Source organism: Streptomyces sp. NRRL S-646, assembly GCF_000720765.1.
GTDB lineage: Bacteria > Actinomycetota > Actinomycetes > Streptomycetales > Streptomycetaceae > Streptomyces.
This window is the reverse complement of the sequence record NZ_JODC01000007.1, coordinates 833746-856031: the sequence shown is the minus strand read 5'-3', so window position 1 is coordinate 856031 and position 22286 is coordinate 833746. Positions and strand designations below refer to the sequence as shown.

16 protein-coding genes and 3 pseudogenes are annotated in these 22286 nt (G+C 69.2%); 9 read left to right on the top strand and 10 right to left on the bottom strand.

Annotation, left to right across the window (positions count from 1 at the left end):
- Positions 1-124: 124 nt before the first annotated feature.
- From IH68_RS0119295 to IH68_RS0119285, 3 genes are all read right to left on the bottom strand, one after another.
- The gene (locus IH68_RS0119295) at positions 125-937 is read right to left on the bottom strand and encodes an SAM-dependent methyltransferase (protein WP_030936767.1); all 813 of its coding nucleotides are present in this window, start codon (positions 935-937) and stop codon (positions 125-127) included.
- Positions 938-978: 41 nt separating this feature from the next.
- A complete protein-coding gene (locus IH68_RS0119290; RefSeq protein WP_078912510.1) occupies positions 979-1842 on the bottom strand; it encodes a helix-turn-helix domain-containing protein in 864 nt (287 codons plus the stop codon).
- 115 nt (positions 1843-1957) lie between these two features.
- Complete coding sequence (locus tag IH68_RS0119285; protein ID WP_030936763.1) at positions 1958-2794, bottom strand: helix-turn-helix domain-containing protein; 837 nt, start codon at positions 2792-2794, stop codon at positions 1958-1960.
- A gap of 30 nt (positions 2795-2824) precedes the next feature.
- Here IH68_RS0119285 and IH68_RS0119280 point away from each other — a divergent pair, with 30 nt between their 5' ends.
- The 3 genes from IH68_RS0119280 to IH68_RS0119270 all read left to right on the top strand — a co-directional run bounded on the left by IH68_RS0119280 (position 2825) and on the right by IH68_RS0119270 (position 5099).
- Positions 2825-3904, top strand: coding sequence for an ADP-ribosylglycohydrolase family protein (locus tag IH68_RS0119280; protein ID WP_030936761.1), 1080 nt, complete (start codon positions 2825-2827; stop codon positions 3902-3904).
- Positions 3905-4038: 134 nt separating this feature from the next.
- Positions 4039-4344, top strand: a complete 306-nt coding sequence (locus IH68_RS0119275; protein ID WP_030936759.1) for a 4a-hydroxytetrahydrobiopterin dehydratase — start codon at positions 4039-4041, stop codon at positions 4342-4344.
- A 5-nt stretch (positions 4345-4349) separates the two neighbouring features.
- A complete protein-coding gene (locus IH68_RS0119270) occupies positions 4350-5099 on the top strand; it encodes a class I SAM-dependent methyltransferase (RefSeq protein ID WP_030936756.1) in 750 nt (249 codons plus the stop codon).
- Here IH68_RS0119270 and IH68_RS0119265 read toward each other — a convergent pair.
- Together IH68_RS0119265 and IH68_RS0119260 are read right to left on the bottom strand one after the other, a co-directional pair.
- On the bottom strand, positions 5077-5580 hold the full coding sequence (locus IH68_RS0119265; protein ID WP_030936754.1) for a hypothetical protein: 504 nt from the start codon (positions 5578-5580) through the stop codon (positions 5077-5079). The genes IH68_RS0119270 and IH68_RS0119265 overlap by 23 nt on opposite strands.
- Positions 5577-6056: a hypothetical protein gene (locus tag IH68_RS0119260; protein WP_030936752.1), complete on the bottom strand. Its 480-nt coding sequence runs from the start codon at positions 6054-6056 to the stop codon at positions 5577-5579. The genes IH68_RS0119265 and IH68_RS0119260 overlap by 4 nt, the downstream gene beginning before the upstream one ends.
- 40 nt (positions 6057-6096) lie before the next feature.
- Between IH68_RS0119260 and IH68_RS0119255 the strand changes: the two genes are divergently transcribed.
- Positions 6097-7026 (top strand): helix-turn-helix transcriptional regulator, encoded by a 930-nt coding sequence (locus IH68_RS0119255; protein WP_030936750.1) that lies wholly within the window; start codon positions 6097-6099, stop codon positions 7024-7026.
- Between the two features lie 18 nt (positions 7027-7044).
- Here IH68_RS0119255 and IH68_RS0119250 read toward each other — a convergent pair whose 3' ends face one another.
- Positions 7045-8601 carry a hypothetical protein gene (locus IH68_RS0119250; RefSeq protein ID WP_078912509.1) on the bottom strand — a complete coding sequence of 519 codons (1557 nt, stop codon included), beginning with the start codon at positions 8599-8601 and terminating at the stop codon, positions 7045-7047.
- A 239-nt stretch (positions 8602-8840) separates the two neighbouring features.
- Between IH68_RS0119250 and IH68_RS0119245 the strand changes: the two are divergent.
- The 3 pseudogenes from IH68_RS0119245 to IH68_RS0119235 all read left to right on the top strand — a co-directional run.
- Positions 8841-9377 (top strand): annotated as a pseudogene (locus IH68_RS0119245) (rhamnogalacturonan lyase); the annotation flags it as partial.
- A gap of 182 nt (positions 9378-9559) precedes the next feature.
- Positions 9560-10751 (top strand): annotated as a pseudogene (locus IH68_RS49885) (RNA-guided endonuclease InsQ/TnpB family protein).
- Positions 10718-11626 (top strand): annotated as a pseudogene (locus tag IH68_RS0119235) (rhamnogalacturonan lyase); the annotation flags it as partial. The pseudogenes IH68_RS49885 and IH68_RS0119235, both read left to right, overlap by 34 nt.
- Before the next feature lie 58 nt (positions 11627-11684).
- Here the strand turns inward: IH68_RS0119235 and IH68_RS0119230 are convergent.
- From IH68_RS0119230 to IH68_RS0119220, 3 genes are all read right to left on the bottom strand, one after another.
- The gene (locus IH68_RS0119230) at positions 11685-11954 is read right to left on the bottom strand and encodes a hypothetical protein (protein ID WP_159403692.1); all 270 of its coding nucleotides are present in this window, start codon (positions 11952-11954) and stop codon (positions 11685-11687) included.
- 117 nt (positions 11955-12071) lie between these two features.
- Positions 12072-14735: a cellulose binding domain-containing protein gene (locus IH68_RS0119225; protein ID WP_030936740.1), complete on the bottom strand. Its 2664-nt coding sequence runs from the start codon at positions 14733-14735 to the stop codon at positions 12072-12074.
- Positions 14736-14936: 201 nt separating this feature from the next.
- Positions 14937-17852 (bottom strand): glycoside hydrolase family 48 protein, encoded by a 2916-nt coding sequence (locus IH68_RS0119220; protein WP_030936737.1) that lies wholly within the window; start codon positions 17850-17852, stop codon positions 14937-14939.
- 281 nt (positions 17853-18133) lie between these two features.
- On the opposite strand from IH68_RS0119220, the gene IH68_RS0119215 reads away from it, so the two are divergent.
- Both IH68_RS0119215 and IH68_RS0119210 read left to right on the top strand, forming a co-directional pair.
- Positions 18134-19603: a cellulase family glycosylhydrolase gene (locus IH68_RS0119215; RefSeq protein WP_030936735.1), complete on the top strand. Its 1470-nt coding sequence runs from the start codon at positions 18134-18136 to the stop codon at positions 19601-19603.
- A 47-nt stretch (positions 19604-19650) separates the two neighbouring features.
- Entirely contained in the window at positions 19651-21363 is a 1713-nt protein-coding gene (locus IH68_RS0119210) for a glycoside hydrolase family 6 protein (protein WP_030936732.1), read from the top strand.
- Between the two features lie 78 nt (positions 21364-21441).
- On the opposite strand, the gene IH68_RS0119205 is transcribed toward IH68_RS0119210, so the two are convergent.
- Complete coding sequence (locus IH68_RS0119205; RefSeq protein ID WP_199931888.1) at positions 21442-22218, bottom strand: phytanoyl-CoA dioxygenase family protein; 777 nt, start codon at positions 22216-22218, stop codon at positions 21442-21444.
- Between the last annotated feature and the right edge of the window lie 68 nt (positions 22219-22286).

Genomic DNA, 22286 nt, shown 5'->3' with positions numbered 1-22286 from the left:
CTGCGTCGCTCCCTTGCTCGCCCTGTGCTTCGACGCTAGGGGCGGGCGGGGGAACGCACCTGTTCATGGCACCCGTATGGGTGCTGAGGGAGGCGGCCGGTGCTATGTCACATACCACTGGACGTCACCTCTTGACGGCCACCCCCGCGTACACAGGCACGACACCCTCCGCCTGCGCCGTCACGTCCTCCGCCTCCGGCCGCCATCCGGTCACCGGGATCACGCCCGGCCCCAGCAGCTCCAGCCCCTCGAAGAACCGCTGGAACTCGGTGATCGAGCGCGGATAAAAGGGGGTGCCGCCGGCCCGGAAGGCAGCGGCCGCCTTCGCGATGGCCTCCGGGTTCAGGTCGGGGGTGACCTGCGACAGGATCAGGTAGCTGCCCGGGGCGAGCGCCGCGACGTACTTCTGCAGCAGGCCGTGGACGTCGTCGCCGTCGGCCTCCCCGCCCAGGTAGTGGGTGAGCGCGACCAGCGACAGCGCGACCGGCCGTGAGAAGTCCAGCGACTCGGCGGCCTGCTGCAGCAAGGTGTCGATGTCCCGCACGTCCGCGTGCACATAGTCGGTGCGGCCCTCCTCGGAGCCGCGCAGCAGCGCCTGGGCGTGCCGCAGCACGATCGGGTCGTTGTCCGCGTACACGACCCTGGACTCCGGCGCCACGTCCTGCGCCACCTGGTGCAGATTGGGCTCGGTGGGGATGCCCGTGCCGATGTCCAGGAACTGGCGGATCCCGGCCTCGGCGACGGCGCGGACGGCCCGGTGCATGAACCTCCGGTTGGCCCGCGCCCCACGCACCGCGCTGCTGTCCAGGGCGAGGATCTTCCGCGCGAGCTCCTCGTCCACCGGGTAGTTGTCCTTGCCGCCCAGCCACCAGTCGTACACACGGGCAGGGTGCGGCCGGCTGGTGTCGATCTGCGGTGCGGCGTCGGATCCGGTCATGCGGCGTCTTCTCCTCCAGTCGGACAGGTGCGGTGCGTGACTCAGAAGTCCTCGCGGTGCTCCCGCAGGATCTTCTTCGTGCGCTGGGCCGACGCGGCCCGCGCCGTCATGTGGTCGAGGACCTCCAGATGCGCGGAGACCTCCTTGCGCGAGTCGAGGTACAGGGCGCCGGTCAGATACTCGGTGAAGACCATGTCCGGCAGCTCGGGCTCGCCGAAGCGGAACAGTGTGAAGGGCGCATACGTCCCCGGGTGCGGGCCGTCCTTGAACTCGGCGATCTGCAGCGTGATCCGGTCCCGCTCGGCGAACTCCAGCAGCTTGTCCAGCTGCTCGCGCATCACCTCGCCGCGGATGCTCACCGGGCGCCGCAAAACCGTTTCATCCATGATCACCCACAGGTGGGGCGGGTCCGGGCGCTCCAGCAGCCGCTGCCGGGCCATCCGCAGTGACACATGCCGGTCGATGGTCTCCGGACCGGTCTGGCCGACCGTGCCCGCCTCCATCACCGCACGTGCGTAGTCCTCGGTCTGCAGCAGCCCGGGCACGAAGTGCGGCTCGTAGGAGCGGATGATGCCGGCGGCGCCCTCGAGGCTCACATACAGGCTGAACCAGTCCGGCAGCACGTCGTGGAACCGCTGCCACCACCCCGGCCGGTTGGCCTCCTCGGCCAGGGCGACGAACGCGGCCGCCTCGTCGTCCGGGACGCCGTACGTCTCCAGCAGCACCTGGACGTACGGGATCTTCAGGGCGACCTCGGCCATCTCCATCCGCCGTACGGTCGCGGGGGCCACCCGAAGGACGCGTGCGGCCTCCTCACGCTTGAGCCGGGCCGCCTCCCGCAGCTCCTGCAGGCGCCTTCCGAGCACGACTTGGCCCACGGTGGGCGCGGGACGCCGCTCACTCACGCCACGCCTCCCCTACGCGCCGAAGTAACCGCGCAGCAGTGTGCCATGTTCCGGTGACAGTCTCACCGGTTCGGTGGTGAGGCGCTCGCCACGCGGGCCGTCCGGAGGACACCCGTCAGGGCATCAGCGACTGCAGGTACTTGACCGTCGCCGGGTCGGCCGGAAGGAGCGTCTCGATGGCCAGCTCGGCGACCGTCACGTCCATGGGGGTGTTGAAGGTGGAGATGGAGGAGACGAAGGACAGCGTCCGGCCCTCGTGCTCGATCTGCATCGGGAGCGCGAAGTAGGGGACGGGGTCCGCAGGTTCGTGGTCGTGGCTGTACTCCGGCTCGGGCACCGGGTAGGCCGCCACCTCCTCGTACAGCGCCCGCAGCGGTGCGGAGCGGTGCAGGGCGATCTCCCGTTCCATCTGGGCGAGCAGATGCCCGCGCCACTCCGGGAGGTTACGGATCCGCGGCGCGAGACCCTCGGGGTGCAGCGTCAACCGCATGGCGTTCAGCGGGGGTTCGAGCAGCGACTCCGCAACGCCGTCCAGGAACATCATCATGCCCCGGTTGGCCGCGACCACGTCGTACACCGAGTCGACCACGAACGCCGGGTAGGGCTCGTAGCATTGGATGAGGCGTTCCATGCCCTGGCGCAGGGCGTCCAGCGCGGGCGAGTCGAGCGGGGTCTCCGGGTAGTGCGGGGCGTAACCGGCCGCCAGCAACAGGGAGTTGCGCTCCCGCACCGGGACGTCGAGATGCTCGGCGAGCCTGAGTACCATCTCCTCGCTCGGCCGCGAACGGCCCGTCTCGATGAAGCTGATGTGCCGCGCCGAGGAGTCGGCCCGCAGCGCCAGCTCCAGCTGACTGATCCGGCGGCGCTCCCGCCATGCCCGCAGGAGGGGGCCGACGCCCTTGTCGGTGGGGGCGGTGGCCGAGGTGCTGGTTCCCGTCGCGACAATGGTCATACGTACGACCGTAGTCGAGGAGCGCAGAGCATGAGCTGGCCGCAGAAGAACCCGACCTTGGAGGCCGCGGCGGTGTACCGGGCCAGAGTGCGGGGGTGTCTGCTGGGCGGGGCGGTCGGGGACGCGCTGGGCTACCCGATCGAGTTCCTGTCCCTGGACCGCATCCGCACGGTCCACGGCGAACGCGGGGTGACCGGGTTCGTGCCCGGTGCGCAGGGCGCGATGGGCCTGATCAGCGACGACACGCAGATGACGCTGTTCACCGTCGAGGCCCTGATCCACGCGCACGCCCGGGAGCGGATCAGGGGGATCGGCGGCGCCTGGGCGCAGATGCTGCGCGAGGCGTACGAGCGCTGGCTGGAGACCCAGTCCAGGCCGGGCCCGGAGCAGGGCACCCCCACGGGCGGTCTGATCGACGAGCCCTGGCTGTACTCCCGCCGTGCGCCCGGCAACGCCTGCCTCTCCGGGGTCGCCCAGGCCTACACCCCCGACCCCTGGCTCACGCTCGACGGCAAGCCGGGGCAGGTCAACCCCGACTCAAAGGGCTGCGGCACCGTGATGCGCTCGGCCCCCTTCGGCCTGATCAACTCCGCTGAGGGTGCCTTCGACATGGCCGCCCGCGGCGCCCAGATCACCCACGGTCACCCGACCGGCTACTACGCGGCGGGCGCGCTGGCCGCGATCGTGGCGTATGTCGTCAAGGGGGACTCGCTGGAGGGCGCGGTAGTGCGCACGCTCCGACTGCTGGCACGTCATCCCGGCCATGAGGAGACGACGGCCGCCCTGGAAAAGGCCCTCGACCTGGCCGCGCAGGGACCGCCGACGGCCGGAAACGTCGAGAACCTCGGCGCCGGCTGGGTCGCCGAGCAGGCCCTCGCCATCGGCGTCTACTGCGCCCTCGCCGAGCCCGACGTCAGGGCCGCCCTGCTGCTCTCCGTCAACCACTCCGGCGACAGCGACTCCACGGGCTCCATCTGCGGCAACCTCGTCGGTGCGGTGCACGGAGACGTCCGTCTGCCGCACGAGTGGGTCGAGCAGGTCGAGGGCAGGGCCAGGATCGCCGCGATCGCGGACGACCTGGCGGCGGAGTTCCTGCACCAGTGGCTCTGAGGCGGCCGGGGCAGCCGTTCCTCTCCGCCCGGAGGTGTCCCCCGCCCGCCCCCGGGGGACCCTTCTGACCAGGACCGCAGTCAGTGGCTGTGGCACGCTGAAGAAGCACCCGGTGCCGAGGAAGGAGCGAGCCCATGCCCGTCGAACCCCTGTCGCTGAAGGAGATCGAGGACCGACTGGCCGAGCTGCCGGGCTGGTCGGCCGAGGACGACCGGCTCACCCGCTCCTACCGGCTCGGCTCGCACTTCGCGGCCACGGCGATGGTCATCCACATCGCCCAGGTCCAGGACGAGCTCGACCACCACTCCGACCTCACCCTCGGCTACAACACCGTCTCCCTGTCGGTGAACACGCACAGCGCGGGCGGCAAGGTCACCGAGCTCGACTTCGGCCTCGCGCAAAGGGTCGAGGAGCTCGCACAGGCACACGGGGCACGCTGACCCGGGTGCTCGACTACGACAAGGAAGCCGACGCGTACGACGTCACCCGCGGCGGTGAGCCGAGGGCCGCGGCAGCCGCCGACGCCGTACTCGGCCTGATCCCGGCAGCCGCCGGCCGGCTCCTCGACGTGGGCTGCGGCACCGGGATCGTCACCCGGCGCCTCGCTGCCGCGCGGCCCGCCACCCGGGTGACGGGCGCCGACCTGACGTACGGCATGGCCCGCATGGCCGCCGGACGCCTGCCCGGCTCCGTCGTGCTGGCCGACGGCCGCCGGCTGCCGTTCCGCGACGGGACGTTCGACGCCGTCACCAGCGTCTGGCTGCTGCACCTCCTCGACGAACCCGAGGACGTCCGCGCCGTCGTCGCCGAGTGCGCCCGCGTCCTGAAGCCCGGCGGCGTGTACGTCACCACGGTCGACAAGGCCGCCGCCCACGACGTCGGCAGCGACATCGACGCGGTCCTCGCCCCGCGCCCGCGGCGCCCGGCACCGGACGCCGCCCAGCTCGTGGAGTCGTACGCCGCCGCGCACCGCCTGCACCCGGCGGGGCAGGCCCGTTTCCCGGGCCTCGGCCAGGGCCGCAGCCCCCGCCGCACGGCCGCCGATCTGCGGCGCGGCTGGTTCACCCAGCTGCCGCCCGGCGATCCGCTCACCGAACACTTCGTCGCCGGCCTCCAGGCGCTGCCCGACCAGGAACGACCGCGCGCCGACCCGGAGTTCAGCCTCCGGGCCTTCAGGAAGCCGGCGGCCGACTGAAGTCCATGGTCCAGTTGGTCACCCACGTCCGGCCCTCGTCGACGGAGAACGCCTGCTCCCAGTGGGCGGAGACAGGCGACACGTCCGCCCACACGAACCGCACCCGCACGTCCTTGCCGATGGGGGTGCCCCCGCTCGAGCGAAGCCGAGAGTGGGGGAGTGTGTCGTCGCCGTAGAACTCGCCGCGGTCGCCTTCGAAACGCCCGATCACGGGCGGGAAGAGCTTGCCGCTGCGGCTGGAGGACCAGTTCAGCGACCACTCCTCGCGCTCCACGTCGAACAGGCGCAGGGTCAGCCCCTTCGCGCCGAGATACGGCATGTCGATCTCGTCGATGTTCGCGGCCCCGTCGAACAGCGGCCGGCACCAGTGGGTGCCCGGGAACTCCACCCACTCGCTGTCCGGGTCGAGGAAGTCGGTGCGGCGGCGGTTCGCGACCTGCCACTCGCCGTGGAAGAAGTCGAAGTCGTGCGGGCTGCTCATGAGTGGTCTCCAGTGGTTCCTGCGGGCAGGGAGTCGGCCAAGTAGGCGTCGAGATCGGGGACTTCGGGTATGAGCATGTGCCGTACCCAGGCGTCCCGTTCGTGCTGGATCGGTGGCAGCTCGAAGACGCAGCCGATCCAGGGCAGGTCGGGCCTGATGAAGTGGGTGGGGTCGCTGTCCGGGCAGCCGAGCACCGGCTGGCCCGCCGCCGCGTTCGCGTAGTGCAGGACGTTGTCCCACACCCAGCTGTAGGCGTTGATGTACGCGCCGTCGTCGTTTCCCCGGTGAACGACGACGAACGTCGCCGGCGCAGTGCCGTCCGCCTCCGGCAGCAGCTCGGGCAGGATCGCGTACGCCGCCTTCTCGACGTCGGGTGCGATGCCCGCCGGGTCGGCCGTGACGTGGTAGCGCTTGATCCGCCGTCCCGCCACCTCGATGGGCGGCGGCACGGTCAGGAATTTCTCCGTGAAAGCCATGGACAGGACGCTAGGCGGCCTTCACTGACATCCTGTGTCAGTGAAGGCCGGCCGACTCGTCTCGATCCTCCTCCTGCTCCAGACCCGGGCCCGGATGACCGCCGCCCAGCTCGCCGAGGAGCTGGAGGTCTCGGTCCGCACGGTCTACCGGGATGTCGAGGCGCTGGGCGCGGCGGGCGTCCCGCTGTACGGCGACGCGGGCCATGCCGGCGGCTACCGGCTGCTCGACGGCTACCGCACCCGTCTGACCGGCCTCACCGCCGACGAGGCCGAGGCCCTCTTCCTCGCCGGCGCGCCCGGCCCGGCCGCGGAGCTGGGCCTCGGCTCGGTGCTCGCCGCCGCCCAGCTCAAGGTCCGCGCCGCCCTGCCGCCGGAGCTGCGCGCGCACGCCGACCGGATCAGCGGCCGCTTCCACCTCGACGCCCCCGGCTGGTACGCGGACGCCGAGGAGGCGCCGTATCTGCCGGCGGTGGCCGACGCGGTGTGGAACAGCCGCGTCCTGAACGTCCTGTACCGCCGCTGGGCCGAACCCACCGACGTGGAGCGCCGCCTGGAGCCGTACGGGCTGGTGCTGAAGGCCGGCCGCTGGTACGTCGTCGCAGGCCCCGGCCCCCACACCTTCCGCGTCGACCAGATCCTCCGACTCGCCTCCTCCGACGAGGAGTTCGCCCGCCCGGACGACTTCGACCTGGCCGCCTACTGGGCGGCGTACCAGCGCGACTTCCACGACCGGCTGTACCGCGGCGAGGCACTGGTCCGGCTGGCGCCGGGCGTGCGGTTTCCGAGGGCGGTCGACAGCCGCACGGAAGACGACGGCTGGACCCTGGCCACGGTCCCCATCGAGTCCGTCGAGCACGCCCACGGCGAATTCCTGCGGCTGGGAACGGATGCCGAGGTGCTGGAGCCGGCCGAGCTGCGGGACCGGATCGCCGCGACGGTAGGGGAGCTGGCGGCGCGCTACGCCCGGTGATCACGCACTGGGCGGTGATCAGAAGCCGAACCGCAGGCACCGGCGCAGGAAGTCGAGGGTTTCGTCCGCCCAGGCGAGAACGGAGAAGCCCGAAGTCAGGTTTTCCGGCGGGTGGTTGACGAGCGTGTCCCGCCGGATCAGGCGCTGGAAGTCGACGAGCACCGGGTCCTGACGCGGTGTCACCCCGTCGGGCCGGAAGAACTCGACGCCGGCCAGGCGCATCACGTTGATCACCTCCTGGGCGACGATCCCGTAGCCGACCGTGGTCGGATGGACGCCGTCCAGGGAGAACAGCCCGCCGTCGCTCCGGTCCTTCCCGTTGCTCGCGAGGAAGTGGGTGTTGGGGACCGGATCCAGAGCCTCGAGCGCGGGCGGCAGGGGGTAGGGCGTCCACCAGGGCGGGCGCGCGAGAGGGTCTTCCAGGTAGCGCCTCGCCCCCAGGCGGTCGAGGACGGCGACAGTCTCCAGGAGGTACCAGTCCAGGCCGCCACGCCTGGCCTCGCGCACCGTCTCGGTGATGGCGTGGTTGTAGAGGTCGATCTCCGCGTCGATCTCCCGCGCCTGATCGCCCGTGATGTGCAGGTGCTCCGTCGGGTCGAAGTCCCGGTCACTGATCCACGGCCGGGTGTAGTACGGGAAGTAGCGCGACCCCAGCGCCATCTTCCCGGCCACGCCCCGCGCGACGGGTGCGATCGTCACGTGCGGGACGGTGCACCAGATCACGTGTCGCGCCTTGATGTCCCGTACCCTGGCGGCGACTTCGGTCAGTTCGGCCGCGAAGTGGTCATGGCGCCAGACCGTGAACTTCCCCTTGGCGTCCAGGTCGGCGTAGTCGGCGTCGCTCCAGACCACCTTCAGCTCCACGACTGAGCGCAGGGCGTTGTTGGCGCCCAAGAACACGATCAGCGTCTCTATGCCGTGCTCCGGATCCGTGTTCCCCACCTCGTTGCCGAGAAGGGCGGCCGCGGTCAGCTGCGTCAGCGTGTCGTCCAGTGCCGTGGGCAGGACGCGCAGGGCGGCACGGTCGTCGCCGTGCTCCACGAACTGGCGGAGCACGTTGTCGTGAGCGGTGCCGATCCGCTTGCGGCACACGGCCGCGGACCTGTCCAGGGCGTCCCGCAGGTCCCAGCCGAAGACGGCGAGGTTGTGGTTGACCGCATCCGTGACCGGGACGGCGGTGCCCGGCCCACGCTCCCAGTAGTCCTCGACCCGGTCCATGAGACTCCGGGCGTACAGTAGCGCGGGCGCCACCTCCCACCAGTCCAGCACCTGCCCGAACCTGGCCTCCAGCGCGCGCAGGAACTGCTCGATGTTGAACGGCAGCCCGCCGAAGCCGTTGTAGGTGGGGTAACGGAACTGGTCGGCCCAGCCCAGCTCGTAGGCGACGACGGCCGGGTACGACAGATCGGTGTGGAAGACAGAGCCGCTCTGGAACCCGTGGGTGAGCGAATCACCGATGGCGGCCAGCCGGTGCCGGGGCTGTCCCTGCCAGGCACTGGTGTCGACGGGGATACCGAGCCTGGGGTCCTTCTCCGGCTCCCGGGGCACGGGTGGTTGTTCCGCGGCATTGTTCATGACGTCCCCCTGAGGCCCATGGGGCGTCCCTCGCCGCATTGGCCCGTACGAGACCTGTATCGGAGTGGTGGGCGGAGGTGGGCGGGCTTTGCCATCAAATACGTCCGAGCCGGGGCAGGTTGACGTGGCCGATACCAGCCCTTCGGCTTACCCGAATCAGCCGCCCGACCGGCAACCCGCCGTTCCTCTGCGGCAACTGAGGTGACAGAACCCGTCCGCCCTCACTGGAGGTTCGTCACGTGCAGCACCCGCGCAGGCACCGCAGACGCCGTGTTCTCCTCTCGGCGCTGACAGCGACCGCGGCCCTCCTCGCCGCCGGACTCATCTCATTGTCCCCCGGCACTGCAGCCGCCGCCACCGCGCGCCAGGTCGAGAAGCTCGACCGAGGCGTCGTCAGCGTGCACACCGACAGCGGCAACCTGGTCAGCTGGCGCTGGCTGGGCACCGACCCGAACGACGTCTCCTTCAACGTCTACCGCGCCGGCACGAAGGTCAACGCGGCCCCCATCACCGGCTCCACGAACTTCTTCCACGCCGGCGCCCCCGCCCAGGCCGACTCGGTGCACGCGATCCAGTTCCGCACGGGCTACAAGGACGTGCCGATCACCCAACCGGCAGGCGGCACCACCCCCGACGGGGTCTCGTACACCTACACGGCGAACGACGCCTCCGTCGGCGACCTGGACGGCGACGGCCAACTCGACTTCGTCCTCAAGTGGCAGCCCACCAACGCCAAGGACAACTCCCAGTCCGGCTACCGAGTTTCATTCGTAGTGCATCGGGCTTCAGCCCGGTGGTGAAGCGAATCTCGTGATCGCGGCGCGGAGCGTCGCTGCGTCGTTCCGGCGGAGCCGGACGGTGCGGCCGTAACGGGGCCGGACGTTGCGGTCACGAGGGGTGAGGTGGGGAACGGATGTTCCCGGCGACAGGGGGTGTCGTGTGTTCGTACGATCGTCGAATGCAGCTTCGGTACGCCTTCCGGTTGTACCCGGAGCCTGGTCAACGCGTCGCGTTGCCAAGGGCGTTCGGGTGTGCCCGCGTCGTGTTCAACGACGCGGTGCGCGCCCGTGAGGATGCCCGCGCGGCCAAGCAGCCCTTCCCCAAAGCCGCAGAGCTGTCGAAGAGGCTGATTACCGAGGCGAAGCAGACGGTGGAGCGGTCCTGGCTGGGTGAGGTCTCGTCGGTTGCTCTGCAGCAGTCCCTGCGGGACGTGGAGGCCGCGTACAGAAACTTCTTCGCCTCGCTGAAGGGGGAGCGCAAGGGCCCGACGGTGGGCGCGCCGCGTTTCAGGTCGCGCAAGGATGCCCGGCAGGCCATCCGGTTCACCGCCAACGCCCGCTGGAACATCACGAGCAGTGGGCGGCTGTCGCTGCCGAAGATCGGCGACGTGAAGGTCAAGTGGTCACGGGTCCTGCCGGTGACGCCGTCGAGCGTGACCGTGATCAAGGATGCGGCGGGCCGGTACTTCGCCAGCTTCGTCATCGACACCGACCCCGACACCGACCCCGACACCGATCGGGCCCGCTGGGGTGACCCGGACCCGGGCAGCGCCATCGGCATCGACCTGGGCCTCACCCTCCCCCAGACTCCGTCCGGGGGGACCCCCATCGCGGTCCTCTCCGACGGCGTTTCTGCGCCGGGCGGAGAAGAAGCTGAAGAAAGTCCAGCGGGAGCTGGCCCGCAAACAGAAGGGGTCGAAGAACCGGGCGAAGGCCCGGCTGAAGGTTGCCCGCGCTCATGCCGCTGTGGCTGATGCGCGCAAGGAGTTCCACCACCAGCTCTCCAAGAGTGTGCAGGACGCGGGCTGGTCACAGTTCGTCGGCATGCTCGAATACAAGGCGCAGCGGTACGGGCGGACCTTCGTCAGGATCGGCAGGTTCGATCCCACCAGCCAGGTGTGCTCCACCTGCGGACATCGGGACGGGCCCAAACCCCTGGACGTACGGGAGTGGACCTGCCCCGCCTGCAACACCCTCCACGACCGCGACCACAACGCCGCGATCAACGTCAAACAGGCCGCCGGACTGGCGGCATCAGCCTGCGGAGCGCCGGTAAGACCGGGACTTGTCCCGGCACAGCGCGAAGAAACAGGAAGCCAAGGAATCCCCGGGCTTCAGCCCGAGGAGCATGTCAATACACCCGAACGGTGATCGCCGCCTGGGACTGGCGGGGCGGCGCCTTCCCCCGCCGCTGGACCTTCGACACCAACTCCTCGACCAACTCCGGCAAGGGGTACGACGGTCAGGGCAACCATCAGCTGTCGGTGGCCGACGTCGACGGCGACGGCAAGGACGAGATCGTGTACGGCTCGATGGCCGTGGACGAAGACGGCAGCGGCCTGTGGACCACCCGGAACGGCCACGGCGACGCCATGCATGTGGGTGACCTGGACCCGTCCCGCCCGGGCCTGGAGGAGCTCAAGGTCGACGAGGACGGCTCCAAGCCCGCGTCCTGGATGGCGGACGCCAAGACGGGTCAGATCATCTGGTCCACGCCCGCGGACGGCGACAACGGCCGAGGCGTCTCGGGGGACATCTGGGCGGGCAGCGCGGGCGCCGAATCGTGGTCCTCCCACGCGGACGGCGTACGGGACCCCAAGGGCACCGTGGTCGCGAGCCGCGAGCCCTCCAGTGTCAACTTCCTGTCCTGGTGGGACGGAGACACGGTCCGCGAGCTCCTCGACGACACCCACATCGACAAGTACGGCACCTCGTCCGACACCCGCCTGCTGACGGGCTCCGGCATCCACTCCAACAACAGCACCAAGGCGACGCCGTCCCTGTCGGGCGACATACTCGGAGACTGGCGCGAGGAGGTCGTCTGGGCGACTACCGACAACACGGCCCTGCGCATCTACTCCACGCCGTACGAGACGAGCACGAGGATCACGACCCTGCTGCACGACACGCAGTACCGCACGGCCCTGGCCTGGCAGAACACGGCCTACAACCAGCCGCCGCACCCGAGCTTCCTCATCGGCGACGGGATGGCGACGGCGCCGAGACCGACGGTCCACACCCCGTGAAACGGAGGCGGTCGCCCACCGATCGCGGGCGACCGCCTCACCTCGCCGGGTCGGCTATTCAGCCACCCAGGACGCCACCCAACAGGCCGCCCAGGAGGCCGGTCACGACGCCCAGGAGGCCCGAGAGCCCGTCATGGTGGTCGTCGTTGTCGCCCTTGGACGACACGCACGTCTGGTGGCCCAGCAGAGAGATGTGGATTGTTCCTTCGCACTTGGAGGGCGCCGGAGCCGCCGAGGCGCTCGGCGCCATGAGGGTCAGGGCGATTACGGGAGCGGCGAGGACCGCCGCGACGCGGGAGCGGGTCGATTTGCGTGTGCGCTGCGACATCACTGTCCTTTCGACGGGCATGTGGGACCGGACCTTCCTTGATCAGGTTCAATCAGATTCAGGTGGCCCTCTGCGCTCCGCAACTCGAGGATCACGCCGGGCAACCGTTCGGCCCAGTCAGGCGACCGTGCAGGTCTGGTCGCCCAGCTTGAACGAGGTCGGTTTCGTGTTCGCGCCCGACCAGCTGCCCGTGAACCCGAAGCCCACGGACGAATTGGCCGCCACCGTGCCGTTCCAGCTCACGTTCTTCGCCGTCACCGCCGCGCCCGACTGGGTGTGATCGGCGTTCCACAGCTGGGTGATCTTCTGGCCGTCCGCGAAGGTCCAGCCGAGTGACCAGCCGCTCCAGGCACTCGCACCCGTATTGGTGAGCTGGACGTCGGCCTGGAAGCCGCCCGACCACTGGTTGGTGATCTTGTACGTCACCGTGCAGGCACCGGTCGGCGTCGGGTCCGTGCCACCACCGCCGTTGTCGCCGCCTCCGCTCGTGTCGGAGGTGTCGCCGTACATGACACCCCGGCCGTTCGTCGAGACGTACACCCGTCCGTAGACACGCGGGTCACCGGTGATCGCCCCGCCGGTCCAGCCCCACTGGTGGGCGTCGTCGTTGACGCGGGTCCAGGTCGCGCCCTTGTCGGTCGAGCGGAAGATGCCGCGTACGCCGCCGATCTTCGCGCTGGTGTAGAGGGTCTGGTACGAGGCCCCCGTCGCCGCCTTGCCGAAGCCGATGGTGTCGGCCTGCTCGACGCCGGACAACTTGCTGAAGCTCGCCCCGCCGTCCGTGGAGTGCCACAGCACGTACGCGCCGTCGGAGGCGCCACCCGCGAGCCAGACGTCACCCTCCACGCCGGGCAGCGCCTTGAAACGCACGCTGCCGCCGCTGGGGAGGCCGGTGGCCGAGGACGCGCTGAAGGTTGCGCCACCGTCCGAACTCACGTAGAACTTCCCGGACTTGAAGCCGTAGAAGGTCTTCGGGTCGACCCGGTCGGACTCGACGGTCGCGCCGGAGGGGATGCCGCTCGACGCCGCCCAGGACGAGCCGAAGCCTGTCGTGTACTGCACGCCGGTGCCGGCCGGGCTCCAGACGAACCGTCTGCCGTCCGAGGCCGCGGCCACCGTTCCGCCACCCGAGACGCCCGAAGGGTCCGTCCCGGCAAACCAGTTGGCCCCGTTGTCCGTCGAGAACGCGATGTGCGGACCGGAGTCGAGGTCGCCGACCCGCACGACCGTGTTCGGGTCGGCCTCCGCGAAGTCGAGGCTGGTCGTCGTGGTGAAGGTCGGCGAGGTGAACATCATCGAGGGGACCTTGGTCAGGTCCGTGTGCCGGAAGCCGCCGATGTCACCGAGGGCGCTGAACAGCTGGGCGCCGCCCGACGGGGGAGAGGCGAGGTCGTTGACCGCCGTCTCCTCAAGCCCCTGCACCCTGGGCTTCACGGTGAACCGGCCGCCGCTGTCCCACTGGGTGAGGTCCTCGGTCCTGTAGAGCGTCGCCCCCGTCCCGTACATCATGCGGTCCGAGTTGAACGGGTCGATCTCCAGCGACTCCGTCATCCAGCCCAGTTTCGGGGCCTGTTCGGGGGGTGAGGGGTTCGCGTCGAAGGTCAGCCAGGGGGACGACGAGACGTCCATCGTGTAGCGGTTCGAGCGGTTGGGGTACGACGTGTAGTCCCACGCCTTCGTCCAGGTGCCGCCGCTGTCGGTGGAGCGGAAGATCTGCGTGTCCGGCCACCAGGAGCTGTAGGCGGTCGTCATGACCGTGCCGGGATGCTGCCGGTCGACGGTCAGTCCGCTGAAGCCGTAGTGCGTGTCGGCCTCGGCGACCGGGCTGATGTCGGTCCAGGTGCCGCTCGCGGTCGCGTACCGCCACAGCCGGCCCTTGCCGCCGTCGTAGGGGCCGCCCTTGTCGCTGTAGGCGAGATACAGATAGCCGTTCTTCGCATCCAGCACGCCCTTGTGCGCCAGATATCCCGTCGGCTGCCCGGCCAGCCGGGTCCAGGTGGCGCCCGCGTCCGTCGAGCGGTACACCGCGTTGTCCTTGTCGGCGACACCGACGTAGATGGTCCTCGTCGCCGTGCCGGAGGTACCGGTCGACTCGTCGAAGGTGACCCAGACGATTCCCTGGTTGTCGGAGGCGTACCCGCTGGTGTCGCTCGGATCCTGCACGTAGTTGCCGACGTTGGGGAAATTGCCCACTTGAGACCAGGTCGCTCCGGAGTCCGTCGAACGCCACAACCCCTTGCCGCTGGGCGCCCCCAGATACAGCACGCTGTCCTTGTTCGGGTCGATCGCAAGTCGCTCGCCCATGCCCCGGCCGGGCATGTTGCCGCCGAGCTTGAACGGGAGATCCGCCTTCTGCCAGCCGGCACCGCGGTCGGAGGAGCGCAGCACGGCGCCGTTCGTCGGGTCCCAGCTGTTGGTGTAGGTCCCTACGGCCGCGTACACCTTGTTCGGATCGAGGGAGTCGGAGGCGAGGCTGACCACCCCGGTGTGCCCCCACTCGTCCCAGCCGACCGAGTCCAGCAGCGGCGTCCAGGTCTTGGTCGACTCCTGCCAGCGGTAGGCCCCGCCGATGTCGGTGCGGGCGTAGGCCAGGTTCTTCTCGCTGCGGTTGAAGACGATGCCGGGAACGAAACCGCCCCCGTCGATCCGGGCGTTCTTCCAGGTGTACGTGTCGGCAGCGAGCGCCACTTCCGGCGCGCTGGTGGCGAGAGCGGGTGGTGCGCCCGCCGGCAGGCCGGCGGCCAGGGTCAGCACAGCCGTGAGAATGCGGGTTCTTCGCACGGTGGGGTCCTTCCATGAGGGAACGCGCGAGTGCCGGGCGGCCCCCAGTGCGGGTGGGGACCGCCCGGCGGTTCAACGGAACAGGGCGGTGCGGAAGCGCCCCGGTGGGGGCGCGGGACTGCATCGATGTGCGGCTCCGCCGCGCGGGCGCGACCAACCACGACGGACCCGCAGTCAAAAACGGCCCGACTCGCGGAGCACCTATTCGAGCAACTCCGCATACGAGCCCATGGCCAAGGCAATATCCGCCTGAGCCCAGAACCGGTGATACGTGAACGACGGCGCCGCCCCACCCGCCAGATACGCCTGGATCTTCGACCAGGCAGGGTCGTTCTTGTAGAACGACCGCAGCGAGGAGAAGGTCGACGACGAGTTGATCGCATCGCCGTTCGGCATCTTGCCGCTCCAGCCGCTGGGCACGTACACGCTGTCGGCGAACCGGCTGTAGTCGGTGCGGGTCTCCGGCACGGCGATGCCCAGGCTGTCCTGGTAGTTGCTCCACATGCCGTCCAGCAGCGCCTTCGCCGTCGACTTGGCGGTGGCGTCACCGGACTTGGCGGCGTAGTACGTCAGGGTCTTGGCGTACGCGGCCGCCACACCGACATCATTGGTGTAGTCGGCGACGGTGACGTGAAGTCTGCTGTTGGAGCCGGGACTTGACGCGTTCCAGGTGTCGGGCTGCCCCGACCACTGAAGCGTCGCCGGAATCCGGTACGTGCCGTCCGGATTGATCGTGGTCTTGGACAGCGCCCACTTGACCCACTTGTCGAGGACCGCCTTGGCCTGTGCGTTCCCCGTCTGCTGGTAGTACTCGGCGACCCGCTCCATCGACCATGCCTGGAAGCCGAACCACTGGTTGGACGGCGGGTCGTGGTAGACGGGCTGCTGGTCGTAGTACATGCCGTGGAAGGTCGACGTACCGGACGGCGGCGTCGCGTACCGGCCCGCCCAGCTGTTGGTCGCACCGCCCGCGATGGCGCCCTCGTCGGACTGCAGCCAGCGGTAGAACTCCAGCTGCCGGGTGAGTGAGGTGCCCCAATCGGAGGCGCCTGTCGAGGACTTGGGCTTCAGGTCGGCGTAGGAGCTCAGTGCGTACGCGGCGAGCGGGTTCTGGTAGCCGCCGTGCACATGACTGGACCCGATCCGCCAGGCCCAGCCCGCATTGGTGTCGGTCGCGCCGCCCCACGCGTAGTACCAGGACAGCAGATAGGACGAGGCGTCCTTCCCGGTCCCGGCCGCACAGGTCGACGGCCCGACACAGTTGCCGATTTTCTTGAAGTACTTGTCGTACATGGCGTAGCGCAGGTAGTCGCCCATCTTCGCGGCCTTGCCGACGGTCGCGGAGACGTCACTGCCCTTGCCCTGCTGCTTCGCCCACACGTCGGCCCAGTACGCGGCCTGCACCGCACGGGCGTCGGCGTCCGGGGCGTCGGTGTACTTCCACTGCTTGGCGTAGGAGGAGTCGCCGGTGAACAGGTCCAGGTACCCGTTCGTGCCGCCGTACTTGAAGGCGTCACAGGTCGGCTGCGGCACCGTCTCCCACACCGACTCCTGCGCGCCGCGCTGGAAGGTGTTGATGTACGACGGGCCGGTGGCCGTCGGGCCTGCCTCGCACTTGCCCGGCTCGTTGCCGTACCCGTAGACGTTGTCGACGTCCTGCAGCCAGTGCATGCCGTACACGTCGTCCGTGCCGTACGCGCTCTTCAGCTCGCCCGCGATCGGATCGGAGCCGACCGAGACCGACGTGTCGAGCTTCGCCGGGTACTCGTTCGGGGTGTCCAGCTCGGGTGCGTACGTCGCCGGCTTCGAGGCGTTGTAGAAGGAGCCGGTCGGCTGGTCGGCGTGGGTGGGGATCATGTACTTCTCCATGAGAGCCCAGGCGCCGTTGAACTTGGACCAGTCACCGGTGACCTTGCCGTACATCGCCTGCAGCCAGAGCAGGTAGCTGTAGGCCTCCGAGGTGGTCTCGTGTCCCTGGTCCGGGGCCTCGACGATCAGCGTCTCGACCGAGTGGTAGGGGATGCCCTCGGGGGAGAAGTAGCCGTTCGCCGGGTTGGTGATCTTCCCGTAGAGGTCCAGGAAGCGGGCGTCGTACGCCTTCGAGGCCGCCAGCTCCGTCACCGTGACCGTGGCCTTGGTGTGGCCCGTCGCCGTCGACTCGAAGGACGCCGAACCGGTGCCGGAGGCGTCGGCGGTGATGGTCACCTTCTGCGCGGTGCTCCAGTTGGAGGGCGTGAAGGTGAGCGTCGCGCCGCCGGTGACCGACAGGCCGGACGCGCCGCTCGCACGGGCCGTCGTCACGGTCACATTGGCGATCGGCTGCGTCGACAGCTTCACGTCGTACGTGCCCGTCTTGCCCTGCTGGACGCCCAGTTGGGTCGGCGAGGTCACCACGGCGGGACCCGAGGCGACCGTGATGCCGACAGGCGTCGACTCCGCGGACGCGCCCAGGCTGTCGTAGGCCTTCGCCACCAGTGAATGACTGCCCACGGACAATCCAGAGGCCGAGAGCGTGAAGGGCGCGCTGGTGTCCGTGCCCAGCAGGGTCGTGTCGTCGTAGAACTCGACCTTGCTGATCGTCGCGTTGTTGGCCGCGGCGGCGGTGGCCGCGAGCGGGACCGCGTCGCCCTGCGTGTAGACCGCGCCCGCGGTGGGGCTGGTCAGCACGGTGACCGGCGGCTGGTGCGCGCCGGCGCAGGTGGTGCCGTTGATCGCGAAGCTGGTGGGGGCGGTGTTGGTGCCGCTGTAGGTGAACTGCGCGCCGGTGGAGACGGCGGCGCCCGCGGCGATCTTCGCGTTGTACCCGGCGTCCTTCACGGTGACCGACTGGCCCGACTGGGACCAGGTGCCGTTCCAGCCGTTGGTCAGCTTCTGGTTGCCGCTGTAGGCGTACGTCAGCGTCCAGCCGTCGATGGCGTCCGTGCCGCGGTTGGTGAGGGTCAGGTCCGCGGTGAAACCGGAGCCCCAGTCGTTCGTCTTGTAGTCGACACTGCACTGAAGTGCCGCCGCATGAGCGGGAGTTGTTCCCGTGCCGAGCATGGTGAGCGGAAGAGCGAGGGCCGCCACCACGGCGGTCCACAACCGCCGTGCAGTGCTGCGTCTCCTTCTGGGCTGCATGTGCTGGTTCCTCCTTGCGGCTCGGAAAAGAGTGGGGGAGGGGAGGAGCAACAAGCCTTGAACCAGTGGGAGCGCTCCCATAGTGGGGATGGGGGTGGGGTCGGTCAAGGTGCTTGAAGAGTCGAAAAGATTCGACGCGCTTCAGCTGAGGGAAAGTCAGGAAAGTGTGTGACTCCCCTGTCCTTTGCCGTCACTTGGCGCTAGCTTCATGGACACCAGTGGGAGCGATTCCATCAGTCGACGCGTCCGTCACGGCGCGCCCGAACTGCAAGGAGTCGCTCATGCGACACCCCCCGCGTTCAGGTCTTTTACTTGTTGCCGCAGCCGTGGCCCTGGTGGGCACGGCGGTCGCACCGGTCGTCACGGCACAGGGAGCCGCCCCCGCCTGCTCGGTGGAGTACTCCGTCACCAGCCAGTGGGACACCGGCTTCCAGGGTGCCGTGAAGATCACCAACAACACCGCGGCCGTCAGCAGTTGGAGCGTCAGCTTCGACTTCGCGAACGGCCAGAAGGTCAGCCAGGGCTGGAACGCCACGTGGTCCCAGTCCGGTACGACGGTGACCGCGGCCAACGAGAGCTACAACGGCTCGCTGGCCACCGGCGCGAGCGTCAGCGCCGGGTTCCTCGCCTCCTGGTCGGGGACGAACGCCGTACCGACGTCGTTCAAGCTCAACGGGACGACCTGCAACGTCGATTCGGAGCCGTCCCCGACGCCGACCGAGCCGCCTGCCAGTGGCACCGCACCCGCCCTGCATGTCTCCGGGAACAAGCTCGTGGACGCCGACGGCAGGAACCGCCGGCTGCTCGGCGTCAACCGTTCCGGCGGCGAGTTCATGTGCGTGCAGGGCCGCGGCATCTGGGACGGCCCGGTCGACGACGCCGCGATCAAGGCGATTGCCGACTGGAAGGCGAACGCCGTCCGCATCCCGCTCAACGAGGAGTGCTGGCTGGGTCTTTCCAACATCAAACCCGAGTACGCGGGCGCCAACTACATGGCTGCCGTCAAGGACCTGGTGGCCAAGGCGGAGGCGCACGGCATGACGCCGGTCCTCGACCTGCACTGGACCTACGGCCAGTACACCGGCAACTCGGCGGGCTGCTCCGACGTGCACGCCACCTGCCAGAAGCCGATGCCCGACATGCAGTACACCCCGTCGTTCTGGTCGTCGGTTGCCAGCACCTTCAAGGCCGACCCGGCGGTCGTGTTCGACCTGTTCAACGAGCCGTATCCGGACCGCGCGACCTCCAACGCCACCCAGGCCTGGCAGTGCTGGAAGGACGGAGGCACCTGCCCCGGCATCGGCTACCAGGTCGCCGGGATGCAGGACCTCGTCGACGCCGTGCGCGGCACCGGCGCCAAGAACGTCGTCATGGCCGGCGGACTGGCGTACTCGAACGACCTCGGCCAGTGGCTGACGTACAAGCCCACCGACCCGACGGGCAATCTCGTCGCCGCCTACCACGTCTACAACTTCAACACCTGCGCGAACGAGAGCTGCTGGAACTCCACCCTCGCCCCGGTCGCGGCCCAAGTGCCGCTGATGGCCGGGGAGATCGGCGAGAACACCTGCTCGCACTCCTTCATCGACCAGGCCATGAAGTGGTTCGACGACCGGGGCCTGTCGTACCTCGGCTGGACCTGGAACACCTGGGACTGCTCCTCCGGTCCCTCCCTGATCTCCCACTACGACGGAACCCCCACGTCGTACGGCATCGGGCTGCGCGATCACCTGCGCGCCATCAACCCGTAAGTCCCGTATCCCCGCAATTCCCGCATCGGAGAAGGAAACCCGCACTCATGAGTCGTACCAGAACAGCGATACTCGCCGCCCTGGCGCTGGTCGCCGGGACCGCCGGGACCGCGACGGCCGTCGTCCCCGGCGACGTCTCCGCGGCCTCCGTGCCCTGCACCGTCGACTACAAGGTGCAGAACGACTGGGGCTCCGGCTTCACCGCCGCCGTCACGGTCACCAACAACAGTGCCGCCAAGAGCAGTTGGGCGGTGAAGTGGTCGTACGCAGGAGACCAGAAGGTCACCAACTTCTGGAACACCAAGCTCACCCAGAGCGGGACGGCCGTCACCGCCGCCAACGAGACCTACAACGGCTCGCTGGCAACCGGCGGTTCGGTCAGCTTCGGGTTCCAGGGCTCCTACAGCGGCACCAACGCGATTCCGGCCACGTTCACGCTCGACGGCGTGACCTGCAACGTCGATGACGGCAGCGGGGGAGGCGGCGGGGGCGGTGGTACCGACCCGAGCGGTCGAGTCGACAACCCGTACGCCGGTGCCAAGGTGTACGTGAACCCCGAGTGGTCCGCGCATGCCGCCGCAGAGCCGGGCGGCAGCCGTGTCTCCAACCAGCCCACTGGCGTCTGGCTCGACCGCATCGCCGCCATCAACGGCGTGGGCGGCGGCATGGGCCTGCGCGCGCACCTCGACGCGGCCCTGCAGCAGAAAGGCAGCGGCGAGGAAGTCGTCCAGCTGGTCGTCTACGACCTTCCCGGACGCGACTGCTCGGCTCTCGCCTCCAACGGCGAACTCGGTCCGACGGACATCGACAAGTACAAGACGCAGTTCATCGATCCGATCGCCGCGATCCTCGCGGACAGCAAGTACAGCTCGCTGCGGATCGTGACCACCGTCGAGCTCGACTCGCTGCCCAACCTGGTCACCAACACCGGCAGCCGCGCCACCGCCACGCCGGCCTGCGACACCATGCTCGCCAACGGCAACTACGTGAAGGGCGTCGGCTACGCGCTGGCCAAGCTCGGCGCGATCCCCAACGTCTACAACTACATCGACGCAGGCCACCATGGCTGGCTCGGCTGGGACGACAACTTCGCGCCCTCGGCCAACGTGCTCAAGCAGGCGGCGACCAGTGAGGGCGCGACCGTCGACGACGTACAGGGCTTCATCACCAACACGGCGAACTACAGCGCCCTGAAGGAGAACAACTTCACCATCAACGACACGGTGAACGGCACATCGGTGCGGCAGTCCAAGTGGGTCGACTGGAACCGGTACGTCGACGAGCTGTCGTACGCGCAGGCCTTCCGCAACGAGCTGGTCTCCGTCGGCTTCAACTCCGGCATCGGCATGCTGATCGACACGTCCAGGAACGGGTGGGGCGGCACCGCCCGGCCTGCCGGTCCGGGTCCGAAGACCAGTGTGGACACATACGTCGACGGCGGGCGCTACGACCGCCGTATCCACGTCGGGAACTGGTGCAACCAGTCCGGGGCCGGCCTCGGTGAGCGTCCGCAGGCGAACCCGGCTACCGGGATCGACGCGTATGTGTGGATGAAGCCGCCGGGCGAGTCCGACGGCTCCAGCTCCGCCATCCCGAACGACGAGGGCAAGGGCTTCGACCGCATGTGCGACCCGACGTATACGGGCAACCCCCGCAACGGCAACAGCATGTCGGGCGCGCTGCCGAACGCTCCGCTGTCGGGGCACTGGTTCTCGGCGCAGTTCCAGCAGCTGATGCAGAACGCGTACCCGCCGTTGTAGAGCTGAGCAAGGGGGCAGTGCCATGTCACATGCGACCAGGCAGTGGAATGTGACATGGCACTGTTGCGATCCGCCGGGTCAGCCCTCCCGGCCCAGCCCCTGGCGGATCGCATACTCCACCGCCGAGTAGTCGCCGTCCGGCCGCTCCAGCTCATACGGAACGGCCGGCATCAGCGGCGGCTGCGCCATGAAGCGGGGCCGGGTGCCGTGGTGCGGCTGGGCCGCGTGGACCAGGAACGGGTGGCAGAGGTAGACGTCGCCGGGGCTGCCGGTGGCGTGGGCGAGGGGGCGGTGTGCGGAAGCCTCGACGATCTGCGGGGCGATCTTCAGCATGGAGACGCCCTCCTCGCCGTACGGCTCAAGGACGGGAGGTATGTCGAGGTGTGAGCCGACCCGGATGCGGGTGGGTGCGTCCTGCTCGGTGACCTCGGAGAAGAGGAACAGCATCAGCAGGGCGCGATCGCGTGAGCGCAGATTGGTGTAGTACCAGCGGGACTCGACACCGTCGGGCAGATAACTCCCTTCGATGTGCCAGCCCGCGTCGTCCGGCTCCTCCTCGTGCGGGAACCGCAGCGGGAAGCTGCCCAGGGAGTAGCGCGGCATCCAGCGGCCCTCGCCCACCAGCAGGTCGAACGCCTCATGCAGAACAGGGGAGTTGACGGCTGCGGCGAACGGTCCCTGGGCCATGCCGCCCACCCACACCACCGGGTCCTTCCAGGTTGCGGGGTCCTCGGGGTCGTACCCCGTCTCCTTCCACAGCAGCCGCGCGCAGTCCTCGGCGACCCGTGGCGGAAACGCCCCCTCGATCTTCACGAACCCGTCCGTGAGGAAGCTCTCCACCAGTTCGTCGTCCATCGGGCCATCGTGGGCGACACGGTCGGCCGCACGCACCCGATTTTTGCCGCCGCTTTTTGCCATGACGG

Excerpts from the sequence above, each read along its gene's own strand:
- IH68_RS0119295 (WP_030936767.1), bottom strand. The coding sequence starts at position 937 with ATGACCGGATCCGACGCCGCACCGCAGATCGACACCAGCCGGCCGCAC.
- IH68_RS0119285 (WP_030936763.1), bottom strand. The coding sequence starts at position 2,794 with ATGACCATTGTCGCGACGGGAACCAGCACCTCGGCCACCGCCCCCACC.
- IH68_RS0119280 (WP_030936761.1), top strand. The coding sequence starts at position 2,825 with ATGAGCTGGCCGCAGAAGAACCCGACCTTGGAGGCCGCGGCGGTGTAC.
- IH68_RS0119275 (WP_030936759.1), top strand. The coding sequence starts at position 4,039 with ATGCCCGTCGAACCCCTGTCGCTGAAGGAGATCGAGGACCGACTGGCC.
- IH68_RS0119265 (WP_030936754.1), bottom strand. The coding sequence starts at position 5,580 with ATGAGCAGCCCGCACGACTTCGACTTCTTCCACGGCGAGTGGCAGGTC.
- IH68_RS0119260 (WP_030936752.1), bottom strand. The coding sequence starts at position 6,056 with ATGGCTTTCACGGAGAAATTCCTGACCGTGCCGCCGCCCATCGAGGTG.
- IH68_RS0119250 (WP_078912509.1), bottom strand. The coding sequence starts at position 8,601 with ATGAACAATGCCGCGGAACAACCACCCGTGCCCCGGGAGCCGGAGAAG.
- IH68_RS0119230 (WP_159403692.1), bottom strand. The coding sequence starts at position 11,954 with ATGTCGCAGCGCACACGCAAATCGACCCGCTCCCGCGTCGCGGCGGTC.
- IH68_RS0119220 (WP_030936737.1), bottom strand. The coding sequence starts at position 17,852 with ATGCAGCCCAGAAGGAGACGCAGCACTGCACGGCGGTTGTGGACCGCC.
- IH68_RS0119215 (WP_030936735.1), top strand. The coding sequence starts at position 18,134 with ATGCGACACCCCCCGCGTTCAGGTCTTTTACTTGTTGCCGCAGCCGTG.
- IH68_RS0119210 (WP_030936732.1), top strand. The coding sequence starts at position 19,651 with ATGAGTCGTACCAGAACAGCGATACTCGCCGCCCTGGCGCTGGTCGCC.
- IH68_RS0119205 (WP_199931888.1), bottom strand. The coding sequence starts at position 22,218 with ATGGACGACGAACTGGTGGAGAGCTTCCTCACGGACGGGTTCGTGAAG.